The following is a 17,524-nucleotide window of genomic DNA, read 5'->3' as shown; positions in this document are numbered from 1 at the left end:
AGAGCAGCGATCAGCACTCGATGACGTTGACGGCCAGGCCGCCGCGGGACGTCTCCTTGTACTTGATCTTCATGTCGGCACCGGTCTCGCGCATGGTCTTGATGACCTTGTCGAGCGTGACCACGTGGACGCCGTCGCCGTGCATCGCCATCCGGGCCGCGTTGATCGCCTTGACCGACGCCATCGCGTTCCGCTCGATGCACGGGATCTGCACCAGGCCGCCGACCGGGTCACAGGTCAGCCCGAGGTTGTGCTCCATCGCGATCTCGGCGGCGTTCTCGACCTGTTGCGGCGTACCGCCGAGGACCTCGCACAGACCCGCGGCGGCCATCGAGCAGGCGGATCCGACCTCGCCCTGGCAGCCGACCTCGGCGCCGGAGATCGACGCGTTCTCCTTGTAGAGCACGCCGATCGCGCCGGCGGTCAGCAGGAACCGGACGGCACCGTCCTCGGTCGCTCCCGGCACGAACCGCCGGTAGTAGTGCAGTACGGCGGGAATGATGCCCGCGGCACCGTTCGTCGGGGCGGTGACGATCCGGCCGCCGGACGCGTTCTGCTCGTTCACCGCGAGTGCGAACAGGTTGACCCAGTCCATCACCTTGAGCGGGTCCACCGACCACGGGTCCTGGCTGAGCTTCTTGTGCAGGGCGTGCGCCCGGCGCGGCACCTTCAGCCCGCCGGGCAGGATGCCCTCGGTCTCGCAGCCCTCGCGGACGCAGTCCTGCATGACCTGCCAGATCCGCAGGAGGCCGTCGCGGATCTCGTCCTCGGTCCGCCAGGCCAGCTCGTTCGCGAGCATCACCTCGCTGATCGACAGCTGCGACTCGCGGCAGCGGTCGAGCAGCTCCGCGCCGGTGGTGAACGGGTACTTCAGCGGGGTCGTGTCCAGCACGATCCGGTCGCCCGCCGCGGCGTTCTCGTCGACGACGAATCCGCCTCCGACCGAGTAGTACGTACGCTCCCGCAGTACTGCGCCGGTCGCGTCGCGGGCGCTGAAGATCATCCCGTTCGGGTGGTACGGGAGCGCCTTGCGGCGGTGCATGACCAGATCGGTGTTCTCGTCGAACGCGATCTCGTGCTCGCCGGCCAGCACGATCCGGCCGCACTCACGGATCGTCTCGACCCGGGCGTCGACCGAGTGCGTGACGACGGTCTCGGGGTCGGCGCCCTCGAGGCCGAGCAGGACGGCCTTGTTGCTGCCGTGACCGTGCCCGGTCGCGCCGAGCGAACCGAACAGCTGGGCGTGGACGGTCGCCGTCGCGGCCAGCAGGCCGTCGTCGGCGAGGCCGAGAGCGAAGGTGCGGGCGGCACGCATCGGTCCCACGGTGTGGGAGCTCGACGGGCCGATCCCGATACTGAACAGGTCGAAGACGCTGATCGCCATCGTGTGGAGGTTCCTTCCGGTCGCCGTTGACCGTTTGGTGTCCTCCCCGCTCTGTTGGACCCGACGTCCTCCAGAGATGCCTCGCCCGTGCGGTGAAGGTGCCTGAGAGATTCTTGGGGAGAGTTGCTCCTACGGCGCCCGGGTCCAGGGTGCGTCTCCCGATCTCACGCCGTAGCGAGCAGGTGCTCGGCGGAGTGCCTCGGTGCGCTGGAGCGGAGGGTTCGATGTGGTTCATCGTGCCCTTCGCTCCAGTGCAGCGAGGCGCCCGCCGGGCGCCGCGCAGTAGGCGTGAGATCGGGAGACGCGCCCTCGCCCAGGACTCTCCCGCACGGGTTCATGCGGCTGTTGAGTTGACTGACGGTCTGGACGGTACGGCGGTGGGGTCGGCATCGTCAATCCGGCCGCCCGGACCCCAGCAAGCCCTCAGGCCGTGATCGGGGTCAGGCGGGGTTCGTCCCTGATGCCGGTAGCAAGCGATTGCCCAAGGATCGTTCGCATGAAGTTCATCCGACGCGCCCTGGCCGGCGCTGTAGTTCTCGGCGTCGCGGCGGCCGGGCTCACGACGTCCGCCTCCGCGACCACAACCCAGGTGCACTGGGCCGACTGCAAACCGGAAGGGCACGACGATCCCGCTCTGGTGAAGGGCTCGCAGTGTGCGACGCTCCGACTACCTGTCGATTGGCGGGACCCGAACGGACCGACCTTCGACCTCGCGATTGCCCGCCGTACTGCGAAGGGCCACCGGGTCGGGGTGCTCGTCTTCGGACCGGGCGGGCCCGGGGACTCCGGGGTCGACCGGATCAAGACCGGGATGACGCGGTTCAGTGCGGACCTGCAGGACCGGTTCGACATCGTCAGCTTCGACCCGCGGGGCGTCGCGCGGAGCAATCCGGTGCAGTGCTCGGCCTCGCTGCTCGCGAAGCAGCCGTCGCCGATCATCACGAGCACGGCCGAGTTCACCGCGACAATCAGCTATAACCGGCAGCTCGCGACGGACTGCCGCGAGCACACCGGTCCGCTCTACGACCACATCGACACGTGGCAGACGGTGCGCGACGTCGACGCGGTACGCAGGGCGCTTGGCGAGTCCACGATCTCGTTCCACGGCAGCTCGTACGGCACACTGCTCGGAGCGCAGTACGCCGAGACGTACCCGAACCGGGTCCGCGCGATGGTGGTGGAGAGCGTGATCGACGACGGCTCACCCACAACGAAGTCATTCCTAGACGTCCAGGCAGCCGCAGCGCAGGACTCGTTCGACGAGTTCGTGAAGTGGTGCGATGCGTCGGCAAGCTGTGCGCTGCACGGGCAGGACATTCATGCGCTCTGGGCTGGACTACTGGCTCGGTCGAGTGATCCGTTCAAGCTGAGCTTCCAGGTGTTCCGCCTGCTCTACGACCCGGAATGGTCCGCGCTGGCCGAGACGCTGAAGGAGATGAACGCCGCTTCGGTTACCGCCGCGCCGACCGGGCTGGCGCAGTACCCGTTGGCGGTGTTCTGTCAGGACTGGAACCTTCCGGTCAAGGACTACCGCGAGTACGCCGCACATCTGCAGCGGCTGGCCCGCAACAACCCGGATATGCGCTACCCGGGTCAGCTGATGGCCGTGTCGATCTGTCTGGGTGCACCGAAGGCGAACAACCCGCAGCACGTGCTGAAGGTGCACGGGCTCAAGACGCCGGTGCTTCTGGCCAACGCGATCCACGACCCGGCCACGCCGTACGGCATGGCGCAGAGCGTGCAGCGTCAGCTCGGCCGGTCCGGAGTGCTGCTCACGTACGAGGGCTGGGGACACGGCAGCTACAACTCGAGCCCGTGCATGCGGACCACGATCGACAACTACCTGATCGCGCGTGAGGTACCGAAGCGCGGCAGCAGTTGCGCCGCCGTACCGCCGGTCGGCTGAAGCTCAGACCGGTACGCCGGTGACTTCGAGGACGCGGTCGAGCTGGTCCCCGCGGACCAGCCGGCCCGTCATCAACCGAAGCTCGCTGCAGGCGGTCTCGAGCGCCTGCGCCTGGGTCCGGCAGTTGTCGACGAACCAGAACGGGTCGTCGGGCTGCGGATCATCGGCGTCGTCGATGTCGGCGTACCAGTGCCGACTGCCGTAGTGCACTACTCGCACCCGTAGATTCATGATGACTACTCCCCGTACCCGGGGATCCTGGGTCCCCCCTGGCCCCAGTCGGGGCCGCCTCGGCCTGGCGCGTGCTACGCGGCCCCCCACTAGCCACGCGCCCGGCCGAGTTCGACCCTCCCCCGCCCTGTACATCGTGCTGGGCGGGCGAGTGTTACCGGTTGTGACGGTTAATTTTGAGCGATCGCTTGATCACTTCAGGTGTGATTTGGTCCACTGCTCCAGGCCGTCGGTGGTGATCGGCAGGTCCTCGGTGAGGATCTCCAGCCGGTCGGAGTGCACGACGACGTTGTCCTCGATCCGGATCCCGATGCCGCGCAGTTCCGGGGGCACGGTCTCGTCGTTGGGGTGGAAGTACAGCCCCGGCTCGACCGCGAGCGCCATCCCGGCCTCGATGGTGCCGGCGAAGTACGCCTCCGGACGCGATGCGTCGCAGTCGTGTACGTCGAGGCCGATGTAGTGGCCCGTCCCGCAGACGATGTAGCGGCGGTGCTGCTGGCCGTCCGGGCCGAGCAGTTCGTCGATCGACGCGTCGAGCAGACCCCAGTCCCGCAGCCCTTCAGCCAGCACTCGCAGCGCCTCGTGCTGGAAGGCGCGGTACGGCGCTCCGACCTTGACGGCTTCCAGTGATGCGAGCTGTGCCTTGTGCACCAGGTCGTGTACCTGCCGCTGGGCAGCGGTGTACTCGCCGGTCGCTGGGAACGTCCGCGTCACGTCCGCGGTGTAGAGCGTGCGCGTCTCGACACCCGCGTCCAGCAGGATCACGTCGCCCTCGTTGACCGGGCCGTCGTTGCGGACCCAGTGCAGCACCGGTGCGTGGTTGCCAGCAGCAACGATCGACGCATAGCCGACGCCGTTGCCGGCGGTCCGCGCGCGCCGGTCGAACGTGCCCTGCAGCCAGCGCTCGCCGCCGCCACGAATCGCCTCCGGCAGCTCACTGGCCACGTCGCCGAACGCGACGACGCTGGCCGCGACCGCTTCACGCAACTGGTCGAGCTCCCAGTCGTCCTTGATCCGGCGGAGCTCGGCGAGCGTCTGCCGCAGCGCGTTGCCGTCGGTGGGCGACGTCCGTACCAACGCGTCCAGCATCGGCTCGACGCCGGGCACCGAAAGCATGAACGGGACCGCGCCACGCACTGCCGCGGGCAGCTCCTCGAGCGGGCGGCAGGCGATCTGCAGCGCGTCCGACCAGTCCTTCAGACCCGGCACCGGGCCGATCCACAGCTCACCGTCACGCGCGTTCGCGAAGAAGTCCGCTTCGTCCGGACCGGCCGTCTCGCGCAGGTACAGCGTCGCGTCGCCGTCGCCGGAGATCACGAGGACGGCGCCCTCGGCCTGGCAACCGGTCAGCCAGACGAAGTCGCTGTCGGCGCGGAACTGGTAGTCGGTGTCGTTCGACCGGACCGGCGCCCGGCCGGCCGCGAGTGCGATCCGCCGTCCCGGCAGCGCCGCGGCGAGCTTCCGCCGGTGCTCGGCGGCCGCCTCGGCGAGCCCTTCCGGCACGGAAACCGAGCGGTCCACCGGCCCCCAGCCACGCGAGACGAAGTCCCGGAACCCCTTGGCGTCGATGGGGCGGTACGACTTCGGCGTCTGATCGGGCCGGGCGTCATCGGACATGAGTGAGCTCCCCTTTACAGCTGACGTTGTCAGTTCATCAACGCAGGTACGCACCGCGCGGCGCAAGCCCTTATCGGCTACCGGGACCGGAAGGCGGCGAGGATGGCCCGCTCGGAGTGCAGCAGGTACTCGTGCAGGTCGGCCGCGGCCTCGTCGTACTTGCGGGCCTCGAGGAGCTCGAACAGCCTGCGGTTCCGCTCGATGTACGGCTCGTGCAGCTCGCGCGGGGTCGCGATCACGTGGAAGAGGAGCCGCAACTCCGCGAGTAGCCGGCCGGTCATCGCGTCCATCCGGGAGCTGTCCGCCAGACCGATGAGGTGCTCATGGAAGCGCATGTTCGCCGTACCGACAACTGGCCAGCGGTCCGCGCGGGCGGCGGCCTCGGCTGCCTCGACGTCGTCCAGCAACGGCTCGAGACGGCTCGCCGGCAGCTCCGGGTCGCGGTCGGCGAGCCCGCGTACGACGTCCACCTCCAAGACCCGGCGAAGTCGGTAGAGGTCGATGACGTCGCGCTCGTCCAGCTCGGGGACGAACACTCCGCGATGCAGCTTGTAGACGAGCAGGCCCTCGTGCGTCAGCAGGCGGAAGGCCTCGCGCAGGGTGTTCCGGCTGACCTCCAGGACCTCGGTGAGCTCGATCTCGGAGAGTTGAGCGCCGGGCGGCAGCGCGCCTTCGGTGATACTGCGGCGAAGGATGTCGGCGGCGCGCTCCGCGGAGCTGCTCCGATCCAGTCGCGCGACGTCGGCGGCGACCGTTCGCAGCCACGCCTGCCGTTCGGTCTCGGCCCCACCCGTACTCATCTCCGCATCATCCCGCACGGCAGCGGCCAGGAAAAGTAGAACAAGCCTCTTGCAGGATTGTTGAACAATCTCTAGGCTCGGTCGAGGGAGGTGGCCGCATGGACCTCAACGCGGATATGGGTGAAGGATTCGGTTCCTGGTCGATGGGCGACGACTCGGCCTTGCTCGACGTCGTCACCAGCGCGAACGTGGCCTGCGGATTCCACGCCGGCGATCCGTCGATCATGCGGCGGGTGACGGCCGAGGCGGTCGAGCGCGGCGTCGCGATCGGAGCCCACGTGGGGTACGCCGACAAGCCCGGCTTCGGGCGGCGCTTCCTCGACATCGAGCCGGCCGCGTTACGCGACGAGGTCGTGTACCAGATCGGGGCGCTGGACGCGTTCGCGCGGATCGCGGGCGACCGGGTGCGGTACGTGAAACCGCACGGCGCGCTGTACAACACGATCGGCCATCACGTGGAGCAGGCGACCGCGGTGGTCGCCGCGGTCGCGGAGTACGACAAGACCCTTCCTGTGCTCGGTCTTCCCGGCTCGGTGTGGCTGCGGCTCGCGGAGGACGCCGGTCTGACGGCAGTGCACGAGGCCTTTGCGGATCGTGCGTACGCCCCTGAGGGGACGCTGGTTTCACGGCGCGAGGCTGGGTCCGTCCTGCATGACGCGGACGAGATCGCGGCCCGCTGTACGGCGATGGCGACCGGGCAGCCCATCCGGGACAGCTCGGGTGGCTCGCTGCTGGTCGACCCGACCTCTATCTGCGTTCACGGTGACACCCCTGGTGCCGTCGACATCGCTCGGCGAGTGCGCGGCGCGTTGGAGGGAGCGGGCGTCACCTTGCGCCCGTTCACCGACTGATGCGAATCCTCCCGGCGGGCGACCGGGCGCTGCTGGTCGAGCTCGACGACCTCGACCAGGTGCTCGGGTACTACGCCGCACTGACCGCAGATGCACCGGCGGACGTCGTGGACATCGTCCCGGCGGCACGTACCGTGCTGGTAACGACCACCGGCGACCTCGCCGCCTTGTCACGGACCCTGCACGAACTGACCCCTACCCGGGACAGCCGGACGACCGGGGACCTCATCGAGATCCCGGTCAGCTACGACGGAGCCGATCTGGGCGATGTCGCCGACCTCCTCGGCTGTTCCCAGGACGACGTGATCGCCCGTCACACCGCCGACGAATGGACCGTCGCCTTCTGCGGCTTCGCCCCGGGCTTCGGCTATCTGACCTCCACCGGCACCTGGAACATTCCGCGCCGGTCATCACCCCGGACGAAGGTCCCCGCCGGCGCGGTCGCGCTGGCCGGCGAGTTCAGCGGCGTCTACCCGCGCGAGTCTCCTGGTGGCTGGCAGTTGATCGGTCGCACCACAGCGAAGATCTTCGACCAGGATCGCGATCCGGCCGCGCTGTTCCACCCGGGCCGGAGGGTCCGGTTCGTCGACGCGGGCCGTGGATGAGCAGCCTGACCGTTCTCGAACCGGGGCCGTTGGCAACAATCCAGGACCGCGGGCGAGCGGGTCAGGCGGCACTCGGCGTACCGGCGTCGGGCGCCTGCGACCGGTCTGCTTACGAACTCGCGAACCGTCTGGTCGGCAATCGCCCCGGCGCGGCGGCGCTCGAGGTCACGTTCGGCGGACTGGTGATGCACGCCGACGTCGACCTTGTCGTCGCCATCACGGGCGCCCCCTGCACCGGCGTACCTTTGAACGCTCCCGCCACGGTGCGCGCCGGCCAGGTACTCCGCCTCGGTCCGCCGGCCACGGGTCTGCGGACGTACGTTGCGGTCCGGGGCGGTATCGACGTACCGGCAGTCCTCGGCTCTCGTTCCACCGATCTGCTGTCCGGCCTTGGACCCGCACCGCTGACGCCCGGGGAAACACTCCCGGTCGGTCGCGCTGTCGAACCGATGCCTGGCGTTGACCTGGCTCCCGTCGCATACCCGGCCGGCGGGAAGGTCGCACTTCGCGTGACTCCAGGACCGCGCCGGGACTGGTTCACCGACGCAGGCTGGGAGTCGCTGCTTTCCCAGACCTATCAGGTCAGCAGCAACAGCAACCGCGTCGGCGTACGCCTCGACGGATCTCCTTTGCAACGCGCGCGAACCGGCGAGCTGGCGAGCGAAGGCATGGCCCTCGGCGCCATCCAGATCCCACCCTCAGGCACCCCGGTGATCTTCCTGGCCGACCACCCCGTCACCGGCGGCTACCCCGTCATCGCGTACGTCGCCGACGCCGACCTGGATGCCTGCGCCCAGCTGAGGCCCGGCCAGCCGGTGCGGCTCGTCGGCTGACGTTCACGCTGTCTGGAAGCGGCGAAGGTACTCCGTCGGCGTGATGCTGAGGTGTCTGGCGAACGCGCGACGCAGGGTCTCGTCGCTGCCCAGACCGCTGAGGCGAGCTGCCTTGGTGATGCTGTGGCCGTCGAGCAGCAGCTGCTGTGCCCGATCGAGTCGCACTCGCTCGACCCAGCGGCTGGGCGTGGTCTGGAACTCGCTCTGGAACAGACGGGTCAGATGCCGCGGACTGACGGCCGCGGACGCAGCCAAGTTCGGCAGGGTGTGGTCGCCCGCTGGATCCGCCACCACGGTCTCCGTCACCACCCGCAGCGGATCGCGTCGCGCCGGCGGCGTGTCCAACGCTGTCGAGAACTGGGACTGCCCACCTGGCCGCTGCAGGAAGACCACCAGTTCGCGGGCTGTTGCCCGCGCGAGTTCGGCGCCATGGTCGGCCTCGACGAGACCGAGCGCAAGGTCGATGCCGGCGCTGATCCCGGCCGAGGTCACATAGCGCCCGTCGGTGATGTGCAGTGCGTCAGGCTCGACCTTCACCGTCGGGTACTGCCGCGCCATCGCGGCCGCGTGCCGCCAGTGCGTCGTCGCCCGCCGTCCGTCGAGCAGACCGAGTCCCGCCAGCACGAACGCACCGCTACAGACCGACGCCACCCGCTCAGCCCCGTCCGCGAGCGCCCGCGTGATGTCGGCGACCTCCGTCGGCACACCGTCGACCAGGTGATCCGCACCGGCCACCACCACCGTGTCGACAAGCCCGACCTCCGCGGCCGCGACCACCCCCGCAAGCACGACGCCAGACGCCGTCGTCACCTGCCCACTCTTTTCGGATACCAAAACCGTGTCGTACCGGCTGCTGCCCAGCGCCCGATTGGCCTGATGGAGGACTTCGAGCGGACCGGTCACGTCGAGGAGCGTCACGCCGTCGTACACCACGAACGCGACTTGGTGTGTCCGAATCTGTGGTTGATGTGGCGAATTGGACATGGCGACAGCGTAACCCGCACCCCGAACCTGGAGTCATGACCGAAACCATCGCCGGGATCCGGATCCCCGACAGCACCCTGGCCCGCGAGGCCACCGAACTCGTCCGCGACGTGGCCTCCCCGCTGCTGTTCGACCACTCCCGCCGGGTATTCCTGTTCGGCGCGCTCCGCGGCAAGGACCTCGAGTACGACCCCGAACTGCTGTACGTCGGCGCGATGTTCCACGACCTCGGCCTGACCGAGCGCTACCGCCGGATCGACCAGCGCTTCGAGATCGACGGCGCCGACGAGGCCCGGCGTTTCCTCAACCAGCACGGCATCTCCGACGAGGCCGCCGATCGGGTATGGACGGCGATCGCGTTGCACACCACACCGGAGATCCCGCTCCATATGGCCGCCGAGATCGCGCTCGTCACCCGCGGTGTCGAACTCGACGTACTCGGCCTCGGGTACGACGTGATCACCGACGCGGAGCGCGACGCCGTCACCGCCGCGCACCCGCGCCCCGACTTCAAGAACCGGATCCTCGAGACCTTCACCGAGGGAATCAAGGACCGGCCCGCGACGACGTTCGGCAACGTGAAGTCCGACGTCCTCGAACACTTCGTGCCCGGTTTCCACCACACCGACTTCGTCGACGTCATCAAGAACTCCGCGTGGCCCGAGTAGGACTTGCTTGTGAGGGGGGCGGGGACCGGCGAGGATGTGCGGTATGACGGAGAGTTCTGGAATCCCGGGCATCGACAGTTCTGTCCCTCCGAGCGGCACCGGCTGTGTCGAGTGCCTGGCATCTGACGGCTGGTGGTTCCACCTCCGCCGCTGCGCGGAGTGCGGCCACATCGGCTGCTGCGACTCCTCCCCCGAGCAGCACGCGTCCCGCCACGCGGCCGAGACCGGTCACCAGATCGTCCGCAGCTTCGAGCCGGGGGAGGACTGGTTCTGGCACTACGGCGAGTCCGAGTACTACAACGGCCCCGAGCTGGCCCCGCCCGCCGCTCACCCCGAGGACCAACCGGTCCCCGGCGGCAACGTCCCCACCGGCTGGCAGAGCAAGCTCCACCGCTGAGGTCGCGTGACTGAGCTGTCCGCCGATGTCGTCATCGGCGACTTCACCACGTCCACGCCGGGACGGCAGGTCTCGGCACCGTTCGTCGTCTCCTGGCCGTACCTGAACTTCCAGATCTGCGGTGGCGACTACGAGTACAAGACCTGCCTGAACGTCGTGGTGAACGGGCGGGTCGTCCGCACCGAGACGGGGCGGGCCACCGAACGTCTGCACGCGGCGACCTTCGACCTGACCGACTGGCTCGGTCAGGATGCGTACCTGGAGCTCATCGACGAAGCCGACGGCGAGTGGGGCTACGTCCGCGTCGGCGACATCGTCCTGAGCTCGACGCCGAGCGTCTCGACCGCGAAAACCCCGGTGTATCGCGAGGCTCTGCGACCACAGCTTCACTTCACGGCACGGCAATGGGCGATGCACCGGCTGAACCCGGTCGAGCGTGAGGAGGGCTGGCTCAACGACCTCAACGGGCTGGTCTTCCACGACGGCGAGTACCACTTGTTCGCGCAGCGCTGGAACAAGTGCTGGATCCATGCCGTCAGCAACGATCTGGTGCATTGGACGGAGCTGGAGCCGGCGTTCTTCGAGGAGTCCCTTGGCAGCGGCGTGCAATCGGGCAGTTGCGTCGTGGACGTGGACAACACCTCTGGCCTGGCCGGGCCGGGCGAGGGTCCGGCGATGGTTGCCTTCTGGTCGCGCAACGACAACCGGTCGCAGTGCGTCTCGTACAGCCTGGATCGCGGACGGACCTGGACGCACTATGCCGGCAACCCGATCATGGACCTGCCGGAGCGCGATCCGATGGTGTTCCGCGATCACCGGCGTGAGCAGTGGGTGATGGTGCTGTACGGCGACGATCGCTACCACCTGCTGCGCTCCGACGACCTGTTGCACTGGGAGTCGCTGGACAGCTCGATCTCGGACAGCTAGGAGCCCGGACTTCTTCGAACTCGGCGTGGCCGGCTCGGACGACTCGCGATGGGTCCTCGTCCGTGGCGACGGGCGGTACTCCATCGGCAGTTTCGACGGGCGCACTTTCGTCGAGGAGACGTCTCAGCTGCAGGTCGACGGCGGCCCGCACTTCTACGCAACCCAGAGCTGGGCGGCCGGCCCCGCCCTCCGCCGGGTCCAGGTCGCCTGGATGCGCGGCGGTCACTACCCGAACATGCCGTTCAACCAGCAGGTAAGCATCCCGTGCGACCTGTCTCTGCACCACACCGCAGCCGGCCTGAGAATGTTCCGCAAGCCGATACCCAAACTGGCCACCCTTCAACGAACCCGGCACACCTGGCCCGCCCGGGTCCTGTCCCCCGGGAGCCCCTGGCAGCTAGGCACGGCCTGGCCGCTACTCCGCATCACCTGCAATCTCACCCTCGCCCCGAACAGCGAGCTAATGCTCAACATCTGCGGCACCCAAGTCGCGGTAACGTCAGCCACCATCGCCATACTCACGCCCGCCCACCCAACGACGACGCCACCCCAACAACCGACACCCACCGCCCCCGGCCAGCCAACGACCACTTCCGCCAAACAACCACCTACCACCGCAACCAAGCAGCCAGCGCCCACCGCAGCCAACGAGCCGACCGCCACCGTAACCGGCCAGCCGACGACCACCGCGGCCGAGCAGCCGAGTGCCACCCTGACCGGACAGCTGGCCGCCACCCCGCCCGGACAGCCAACCGCCACCCCGTCTGAACAGCCCAGTGTCACCCCGACCGGAGACCCGACTGTCAGCCCGACCGAACAGCTGACTGCGACCGCCGCCGAGCAGCCGACCGCTACCCCGACCGGACAGCTGGCTGCCACCCCGACCGAACAGCTGACCGCGACCCCGACCGAGCAGCCGAGCGCCACCGCTCCCGAGCAGCTGACTGCCACTGCGACCGGGCAGGTGGCCGCCGCGGCCGTACAGGCGACGATCACCGCGGTCCGCAGGATTGACATCGTCGTGGACACGACTTCTGTCGAGGTGTTTGCCAACGATGGCGAGGCGTCGCTGACGGCGTGCGTGCTGCCGGGGCACTCCGAGCTGACGCTCACCGCGTCCGGAGCCGACTGCACCCTGAGCGACCTCGAGGTCGTCGAGCTCGCTTCGATCTGGCCGTCGGCCTAGCGCACGACCTGGCCGTTGCTCTAGAGCACGAACTGGCCGCCGGGCTGGAGCACGAACTGGCGGACGGTCAGCTCACGAACAACCCTCGACCTACAGCACGAACTCACCGACGGCCAGCTCACGAATAAGCCCTCGGTCAACAGCACGAACTCACCCACGGCCAGCTCACGAACAAGCCCTCGGCCAACAACACCAACTCACCCACGGCCAGCTCACGAACTGGCCGTCGGTCTAGAGCACGAGCTAGCCGTTGGGCTAGAGCACCAGCTGGTCGGCGGTTTACAGGACGAAGCCGGTTGGGAAGGGGTCGTCGGGGTCTAGGAGGTAGTTGGCGGTGCCGGTGATCCAGGCTCGGCCGGTGACGGTGGGGACTACGGCGGGGTGCGGGCCGACGGTTGTTTCCTCGAGCAGGCGGCCGGTGAAGCGGGTGCCGATGAAGGACTCGTTGACGAAGTCGGTGTTCAGCGGGAGCTCGCCGCGGGCGTGGAGCTGGGCCATGCGGGCCGACGTACCGGTGCCACAGGGTGAGCGGTCGAACCAGCCGGGATGGATCGCCATCGCGTTGCGGGAGTCGGCGCCGTTTTCACCAGGCGCGGTGAACTGGACGTGCTTGCAGCCGTTGATGCCCGGGTCGAGCGGATGGACCGGGCGGTCGGTGGCGTTGATCGCGTCCATGATGTCCAGGCCGGCCTGCAGGATGCGGTCCTTCTCGGCGCGGTCGAACGGGATCCCGAGCTGCTCCAGCGGCAGGATCGCGTAGAAGTTCCCGCCGTACGCCAGGTCGTACGTGACCTTCCCCAGTCCGGGCACGTCGACCGAAGCATCCAAGGCATGCGAGTACGACGGGACGTTCCGCAACGTCACGTGCTCCGCCCGACCGTTGCTCACAGCAACATCTACGACGACAAGCCCCGCGGGCGTGTCCAGGCGGACCTGCGTGACCGGCTCGGTCACCTCGACCATGCCGGACTCGACCAGCACGGTCGCGACACCGATCGTGCCGTGACCGCACATCGGCAGCAGACCGGAGACCTCGATGTACAGCACGCCCCAGTCCGCGTCGGAGCGGGTCGGCGGCTGCAGGATCGCCCCGCTCATCGCGGCGTGACCACGCGGCTCGTTCACCAGGAACAACCGCAGGTCGTCCAGGTGCTTGATGAAGTACTCGCGCTTCTCGGCCATCGTCGCACCCGGGACGACGCCGACCCCGCCGGTGACGACGCGGGTCGGCATGCCCTCGGTGTGCGAGTCGATTGCGGAGATCGTCCGGACGGACCTCATCGCAGAGACTCCACGGCTTTCTTCATGTCCTGCTCCAGTTGGGCGACGTGCTCGGGGACGAGCGGTCCGCGCGGCGGGCGGCACGGTCCGCCGTACCGACCGACGTAGTCCATGCCGTACTTGATCGCCTGGACGAACTCGGTGCGTGAATCCCAGCGGAACGCGGCGACGAGCGGCTCGTACAGCGCGCGGGCCTCTTCCAGCTTGCCCTCCACAGCCAGGTCGTACAAACGGACCGATTCCTCGGGGAACACGTTCGGGAAGCCGGCGAACCAGCCGGTTGCGCCCATCAGCAGCGCCTCGAGCGTGAGGTCGTCGGCGCCCGCGATCACGGCCAGGTCCGGCGCGAGCTCGCGGATCTCCAGGATCCGGCGGACGTCACCGGAGAACTCCTTGACCGCGACGACGTTCTCGATGCCGGCGATCTCGGCGAGCAGGTCCGGGGTCAGGTCGACCTTGGTGTCGATCGGGTTGTTGTAGACCATCACCGGCAGCCCGGCCTTCGCGACCTCGGTGAAGTGGTTGATCACCTCGCCACGGTTCGCCCGGTACATCGTCGGCGGGAGGCACAGTACGCCGTCCGCTCCGTCCTCGGCCGCCTTCTCCGCCCACGCACGCGCCTGGTGGGAACCGACGCCGTGGACGCCGACGACCACGACGCCGTCGTCACCGACCGCCTCGATCGCGGTCCTCGCCACGGCCCGCCGCTCGTCGTCGGTCAGCGACGAGTACTCGCCGAGCGACCCGTTCGGACCGACGCCGCGGCAGCCGTTGTCCACCAGCCAGCGGCAGTGTTCGGCGTACTTGTCCAGGTCCGGCCGCAACCCCGCCGGCGCTGACGCGTCCTCGGCATACGGCAGCGCGGTCGCAACGATCACGCCGTCCAACTTCTCGCTCATAGCTTCTCCTTCGTCACGGCCACGGCTTGGGCCAGATCGCGCAGCCGCACTGGTACGGCGATCGGTCGTTTCATGCTTGGTTTCGGTACGTCGCCCGGCGCTGCGAGCAAAGCGGCGACGGTGCGCGAACACACCCGTCCCTGGCACATCCCCAGCCCCGCGCGACTGCTGAGCTTCATTGCCCGGCCGTCGTCGAGACCGCGCTCCTCGGCGACGGTTTCGAGCTCTCCCCGCGTGACTTCCTCGCAGCGGCAGACGATGGTTTCCGCGTTGCTCCAGCTCTTCCATCCGTCCCGGACCGGATAAGCCTTCGCCAACGCCACCGCGAACCGCCGCCCCCGAACCACAGCCGCCGAATCCAAGGAAGACGAGCCCGCTGTATCGGGATCTCGCGCGAGGGCGTGCTGGGCTGCTGCCGCACCGGCGAGGGTGCCTTCTGCCGTGGAGAGGGCGGCGCCACCGATTCCGGTGAGCTCGCCTGCGGCGTAGACACCGGACGTGGTGGTCTGCTGGTTGGCGTCGACGGCAACCGCCGGCCCGCCATCGGGACCAGTGGTGATGTTGCAGCCAGCCGAGACCGCCAGCTCCAGGTTGGCGGTGAAGCCGAAGCCCACGCACACCGCGTCAACCTCCACCCGCCGTTCACTACCGGGGATGGGCCGCCACGTCGAGTCGAGGCGCGCGATGGTCACGGCCTCGACGTGACACGTGCCGTGCGCGGCAATCACCGTCCAACCATGCCGAAGCGGCACGCGATGCCGAGCGAGCAAAGCGCCGTACCCGAGCACCTCTTTAAGCTTGCCTGGGGCAACCAATGGGTCAGTCGCCCAGCCCTGACGCACCGTCTTCAGCGAGTTGGCTTCGAGCAACGCAACGACGTCCGCGCCCACACCGAGCAGCGACTCGGCCACCGGCAGCAGGAACGGGCCGGTGCCTGCAACCAGGACGCGTTGCCCGACCGCGATGCGTTGCCCCTTGGCCAGCGCCTGCGCGGCGCCTGCCGTGTACACCCCGGGCAGATCCCAACCAGGAAAGGGAAGCACACGGTCATAGGCGCCGGTCGCCAGCACCACGGCGTTCGCATCGATCGGGAACGGCTGCCGACCAGCCGCGTCTGCCGGGCCTTGCTGCGCCCAGAGACGACGGTCTTCGATCGCCCAGATCGAGGTCTCCGGGAGGTGAGTGATCCGCGGATGACTGCTGAGCATCTCCCGCTGAGCCGCGAACGTCTTCCACTCATGCTGAAGCCGATCCGGCCGATGCGCGGCGAACTCCTCGGGAAGCTGCCGGTTGTACTGCCCGCCGATCGCCCGGCCGTTGTCGACCAGCAGCACCTCAGCGCCGGCCTCCGCAGCAGCAAGCGCGGCCGCGACACCCGCCGGACCAGCACCCACGACGACAACCTTGGCCGACATCGGAGACCGTACGACGGTCTCGGGCGCCGAGGTGGCAGGCAGGACCGCGCCGGTCTGCGTCGTGATCGCGTCGCCGGTCGCGATGGTCCGCTGACACGCGCGCACGTCGGCAAGACCGTTGACGGTCACCAGACAGTCCTGACACGCTCCGATCCCGCAGAAGGTCCCGCGAGGACGGTTGTGGACACGAGTCGTCCGCCACGTGTCGCGACCGTTCGCAAGCAGTACGGCGGCCACTGTCTGACCGGCATGAGCCGTGACCGGATGGCCGTCGACCGTGACGTCCACGGCCGGCGGCGCACCGACCTCGGCCGGATCGCCGGAGCGGGGTCGAAGATAGGCGCTCATGATGCGATCACCGCCGGCCTGTCGACGCGGAACGGAGATGGGTCGACGTGTGGCGTGAGGCCGAGGAACAACTCGGTGATCAGTCGCCCCGTCGAAGGTGCAAGGCCGATCCCGGCGCCCTCATGCCCGGTCGCGTGCCACAGCCCGAGCACTCGCGGATCCGCACCGATGACCGGCAGGTGATCCGGTGCGTAGGGACGGAACCCGCCGTACGTGCGCATCACCGGCACATCGCCGAGGAACGGGAACAGCCCGACCGCCTTCCGCGCAAGCTCCCGCAGCACCCGCACCCGGACCGCCTCGTCGAACCCGATCCGCTCCCGGCTCGACCCGATCAGGACCGTCCCGGCGCGCGTCGACTCCACCACCGTGGAGGTCTGCAACTCGGCATCGCCGCTCCCGACCGCGCCGACGTAGTCCGCGTCGTACACCTTGTGGCGCACGGACTCCGGCAACGGTGCGGTCACCAGGATCATTCCGCGCCGCGGCAGCACCTCGATCGGCGCACCCGCCGCGGCGCCGAAGGCTCCGGCCCACGGTCCGCACGCGTTGAGCACTGCTCCACAAGCGATGTCGCCGGCGGAGGTATCCACGCCGACCACGCGTCCGCGCGACTGCCGCACCCCGAGCGCGGTGACCCCCGATCTCACCTCGCCACCGCGCTCGCGGACGGCCGCCAGCAGAGCCGTCGCAGCCAGCACCGGCTGCACCTGAGCATCGTCGGGGTAGTGCACCCCGATCGTCACTCGGGGCGTGATCAGTGGCTCGAGGTCGAACACCTCAGCCGGCTTGATCACCTGCGCCGCGACCCCGGCCTCCTGCTGCTTCGCCGCGAAGGCGGTCAAGGGCTCGGGATCACCCGTCGCCACCACCACGCCGCCCTTGGCTTCCCACTCGATGTCGGCGAACTGCTCGGGCAGGCGCCCGCGCACGACGTCCCACTCCGCGCGCGACGCGACTGCCAGATCGAGCTCAGGCCCCGGCTCCTTGTCCGACACCAGCACATTGCCCTCGCCGGACGCCGTCGTCCCAGCGGCCGGCCCGTCGCGGTCGATGACCAGCACCCGCACGCCGGCCGCCGACAAGGCCTCCGCGCAGGCCGCCCCGACCATGCCCGCGCCGACCACCACCACATCGGGTGTCGCGGACCGGTGCATGACGGCTCTCCTCGAAGACGTTCGCTAAAATGAAC

The 17,524-nt window shown here is 68.8% G+C and carries 17 protein-coding genes and 1 riboswitch; of the genes, 8 read left to right on the top strand and 9 right to left on the bottom strand.

What is annotated here, in order from left to right:
* Positions 1-10 precede the first annotated feature (10 nt).
* Complete coding sequence (locus tag AB0J62_RS31190) at positions 11-1,384, bottom strand: L-serine ammonia-lyase (protein ID WP_363878511.1); 1,374 nt, start codon at positions 1,382-1,384, stop codon at positions 11-13.
* Between the two features lie 80 nt (positions 1,385-1,464).
* A riboswitch (glycine riboswitch) is annotated at positions 1,465-1,555 on the bottom strand.
* Positions 1,556-1,880: 325 nt separating this feature from the next.
* Between AB0J62_RS31190 and AB0J62_RS31185 the strand changes: the two genes are divergently transcribed.
* Positions 1,881-3,290, top strand: coding sequence for an alpha/beta fold hydrolase (locus AB0J62_RS31185; protein WP_363878509.1), 1,410 nt, complete (start codon positions 1,881-1,883; stop codon positions 3,288-3,290).
* Positions 3,291-3,293: 3 nt separating this feature from the next.
* Here AB0J62_RS31185 and AB0J62_RS31180 read toward each other — a convergent pair whose 3' ends face one another.
* The 3 genes from AB0J62_RS31180 to AB0J62_RS31170 form a co-directional block, all read right to left on the bottom strand.
* Positions 3,294-3,521, bottom strand: a complete 228-nt coding sequence (locus tag AB0J62_RS31180; protein ID WP_130442273.1) for a hypothetical protein — start codon at positions 3,519-3,521, stop codon at positions 3,294-3,296.
* A 192-nt stretch (positions 3,522-3,713) separates the two neighbouring features.
* On the bottom strand, positions 3,714-5,138 hold the full coding sequence (locus AB0J62_RS31175; RefSeq protein WP_363878508.1) for an aminopeptidase P family protein: 1,425 nt from the start codon (positions 5,136-5,138) through the stop codon (positions 3,714-3,716).
* 77 nt (positions 5,139-5,215) lie between these two features.
* The gene (locus AB0J62_RS31170; protein WP_363878506.1) at positions 5,216-5,938 is read right to left on the bottom strand and encodes a GntR family transcriptional regulator; all 723 of its coding nucleotides are present in this window, start codon (positions 5,936-5,938) and stop codon (positions 5,216-5,218) included.
* Positions 5,939-6,036: 98 nt separating this feature from the next.
* Between AB0J62_RS31170 and AB0J62_RS31165 the strand changes: the two genes are divergently transcribed.
* Genes AB0J62_RS31165 through AB0J62_RS31155 form a run of 3 tightly spaced genes read left to right on the top strand, consistent with a single transcriptional unit; the run spans position 6,037 to position 8,227 of the window.
* A complete protein-coding gene (locus AB0J62_RS31165) occupies positions 6,037-6,789 on the top strand; it encodes a 5-oxoprolinase subunit PxpA (protein WP_363878504.1) in 753 nt (250 codons plus the stop codon).
* Positions 6,789-7,394 (top strand): allophanate hydrolase subunit 1, encoded by a 606-nt coding sequence (locus AB0J62_RS31160; protein ID WP_363878502.1) that lies wholly within the window; start codon positions 6,789-6,791, stop codon positions 7,392-7,394. Before AB0J62_RS31165 ends, AB0J62_RS31160 begins: the two co-directional genes overlap by 1 nt.
* Positions 7,391-8,227, top strand: a complete 837-nt coding sequence (locus tag AB0J62_RS31155) for a biotin-dependent carboxyltransferase family protein (RefSeq protein ID WP_363878500.1) — start codon at positions 7,391-7,393, stop codon at positions 8,225-8,227. The genes AB0J62_RS31160 and AB0J62_RS31155 overlap by 4 nt, the downstream gene beginning before the upstream one ends.
* A 3-nt stretch (positions 8,228-8,230) precedes the next feature.
* On the opposite strand, the gene AB0J62_RS31150 is transcribed toward AB0J62_RS31155, so the two are convergent.
* A complete protein-coding gene (locus AB0J62_RS31150; protein WP_363878498.1) occupies positions 8,231-9,211 on the bottom strand; it encodes a helix-turn-helix domain-containing protein in 981 nt (326 codons plus the stop codon).
* Between the two features lie 35 nt (positions 9,212-9,246).
* Between AB0J62_RS31150 and AB0J62_RS31145 the strand changes: the two genes are divergently transcribed.
* Genes AB0J62_RS31145 through AB0J62_RS31130 form a run of 4 tightly spaced genes read left to right on the top strand, consistent with a single transcriptional unit; the run spans position 9,247 to position 12,389 of the window.
* Entirely contained in the window at positions 9,247-9,879 is a 633-nt protein-coding gene (locus AB0J62_RS31145; RefSeq protein ID WP_363878496.1) for an HD domain-containing protein, read from the top strand.
* Positions 9,880-9,922: 43 nt separating this feature from the next.
* The gene (locus AB0J62_RS31140) at positions 9,923-10,276 is read left to right on the top strand and encodes a UBP-type zinc finger domain-containing protein (protein ID WP_363878494.1); all 354 of its coding nucleotides are present in this window, start codon (positions 9,923-9,925) and stop codon (positions 10,274-10,276) included.
* Positions 10,277-10,282: 6 nt separating this feature from the next.
* On the top strand, positions 10,283-11,203 hold the full coding sequence (locus AB0J62_RS31135) for a hypothetical protein (protein ID WP_363878492.1): 921 nt from the start codon (positions 10,283-10,285) through the stop codon (positions 11,201-11,203).
* A gap of 25 nt (positions 11,204-11,228) precedes the next feature.
* Positions 11,229-12,389 (top strand): GH32 C-terminal domain-containing protein, encoded by a 1,161-nt coding sequence (locus AB0J62_RS31130; protein ID WP_363878490.1) that lies wholly within the window; start codon positions 11,229-11,231, stop codon positions 12,387-12,389.
* Between the two features lie 279 nt (positions 12,390-12,668).
* Here the strand turns inward: AB0J62_RS31130 and AB0J62_RS31125 are convergent, their stop codons facing one another.
* The 4 genes from AB0J62_RS31125 to AB0J62_RS31110 are packed head-to-tail and all read right to left on the bottom strand — an operon-like array spanning position 12,669 to position 17,489.
* Positions 12,669-13,670 carry a proline racemase family protein gene (locus AB0J62_RS31125; protein WP_363878487.1) on the bottom strand — a complete coding sequence of 334 codons (1,002 nt, stop codon included), beginning with the start codon at positions 13,668-13,670 and terminating at the stop codon, positions 12,669-12,671.
* On the bottom strand, positions 13,667-14,569 hold the full coding sequence (locus tag AB0J62_RS31120) for a dihydrodipicolinate synthase family protein (RefSeq protein WP_363878485.1): 903 nt from the start codon (positions 14,567-14,569) through the stop codon (positions 13,667-13,669). Before AB0J62_RS31120 ends, AB0J62_RS31125 begins: the two co-directional genes overlap by 4 nt.
* Positions 14,566-16,332, bottom strand: coding sequence for an FAD-dependent oxidoreductase (locus tag AB0J62_RS31115; protein ID WP_363878484.1), 1,767 nt, complete (start codon positions 16,330-16,332; stop codon positions 14,566-14,568). The genes AB0J62_RS31120 and AB0J62_RS31115 overlap by 4 nt, the downstream gene beginning before the upstream one ends.
* A complete protein-coding gene (locus tag AB0J62_RS31110) occupies positions 16,329-17,489 on the bottom strand; it encodes an FAD-binding oxidoreductase (protein ID WP_363878481.1) in 1,161 nt (386 codons plus the stop codon). The genes AB0J62_RS31115 and AB0J62_RS31110 overlap by 4 nt, the downstream gene beginning before the upstream one ends.
* Positions 17,490-17,524 lie beyond the last annotated feature (35 nt).

This window comes from Kribbella sp. NPDC049584 (genome assembly GCF_040675555.1).
In the GTDB taxonomy this organism is placed as follows: Bacteria; Actinomycetota; Actinomycetes; order Propionibacteriales; family Kribbellaceae; genus Kribbella.
The sequence above is the reverse complement of the archived record's forward strand: the minus strand, read 5'-3'. Positions and strand labels throughout refer to the sequence as shown.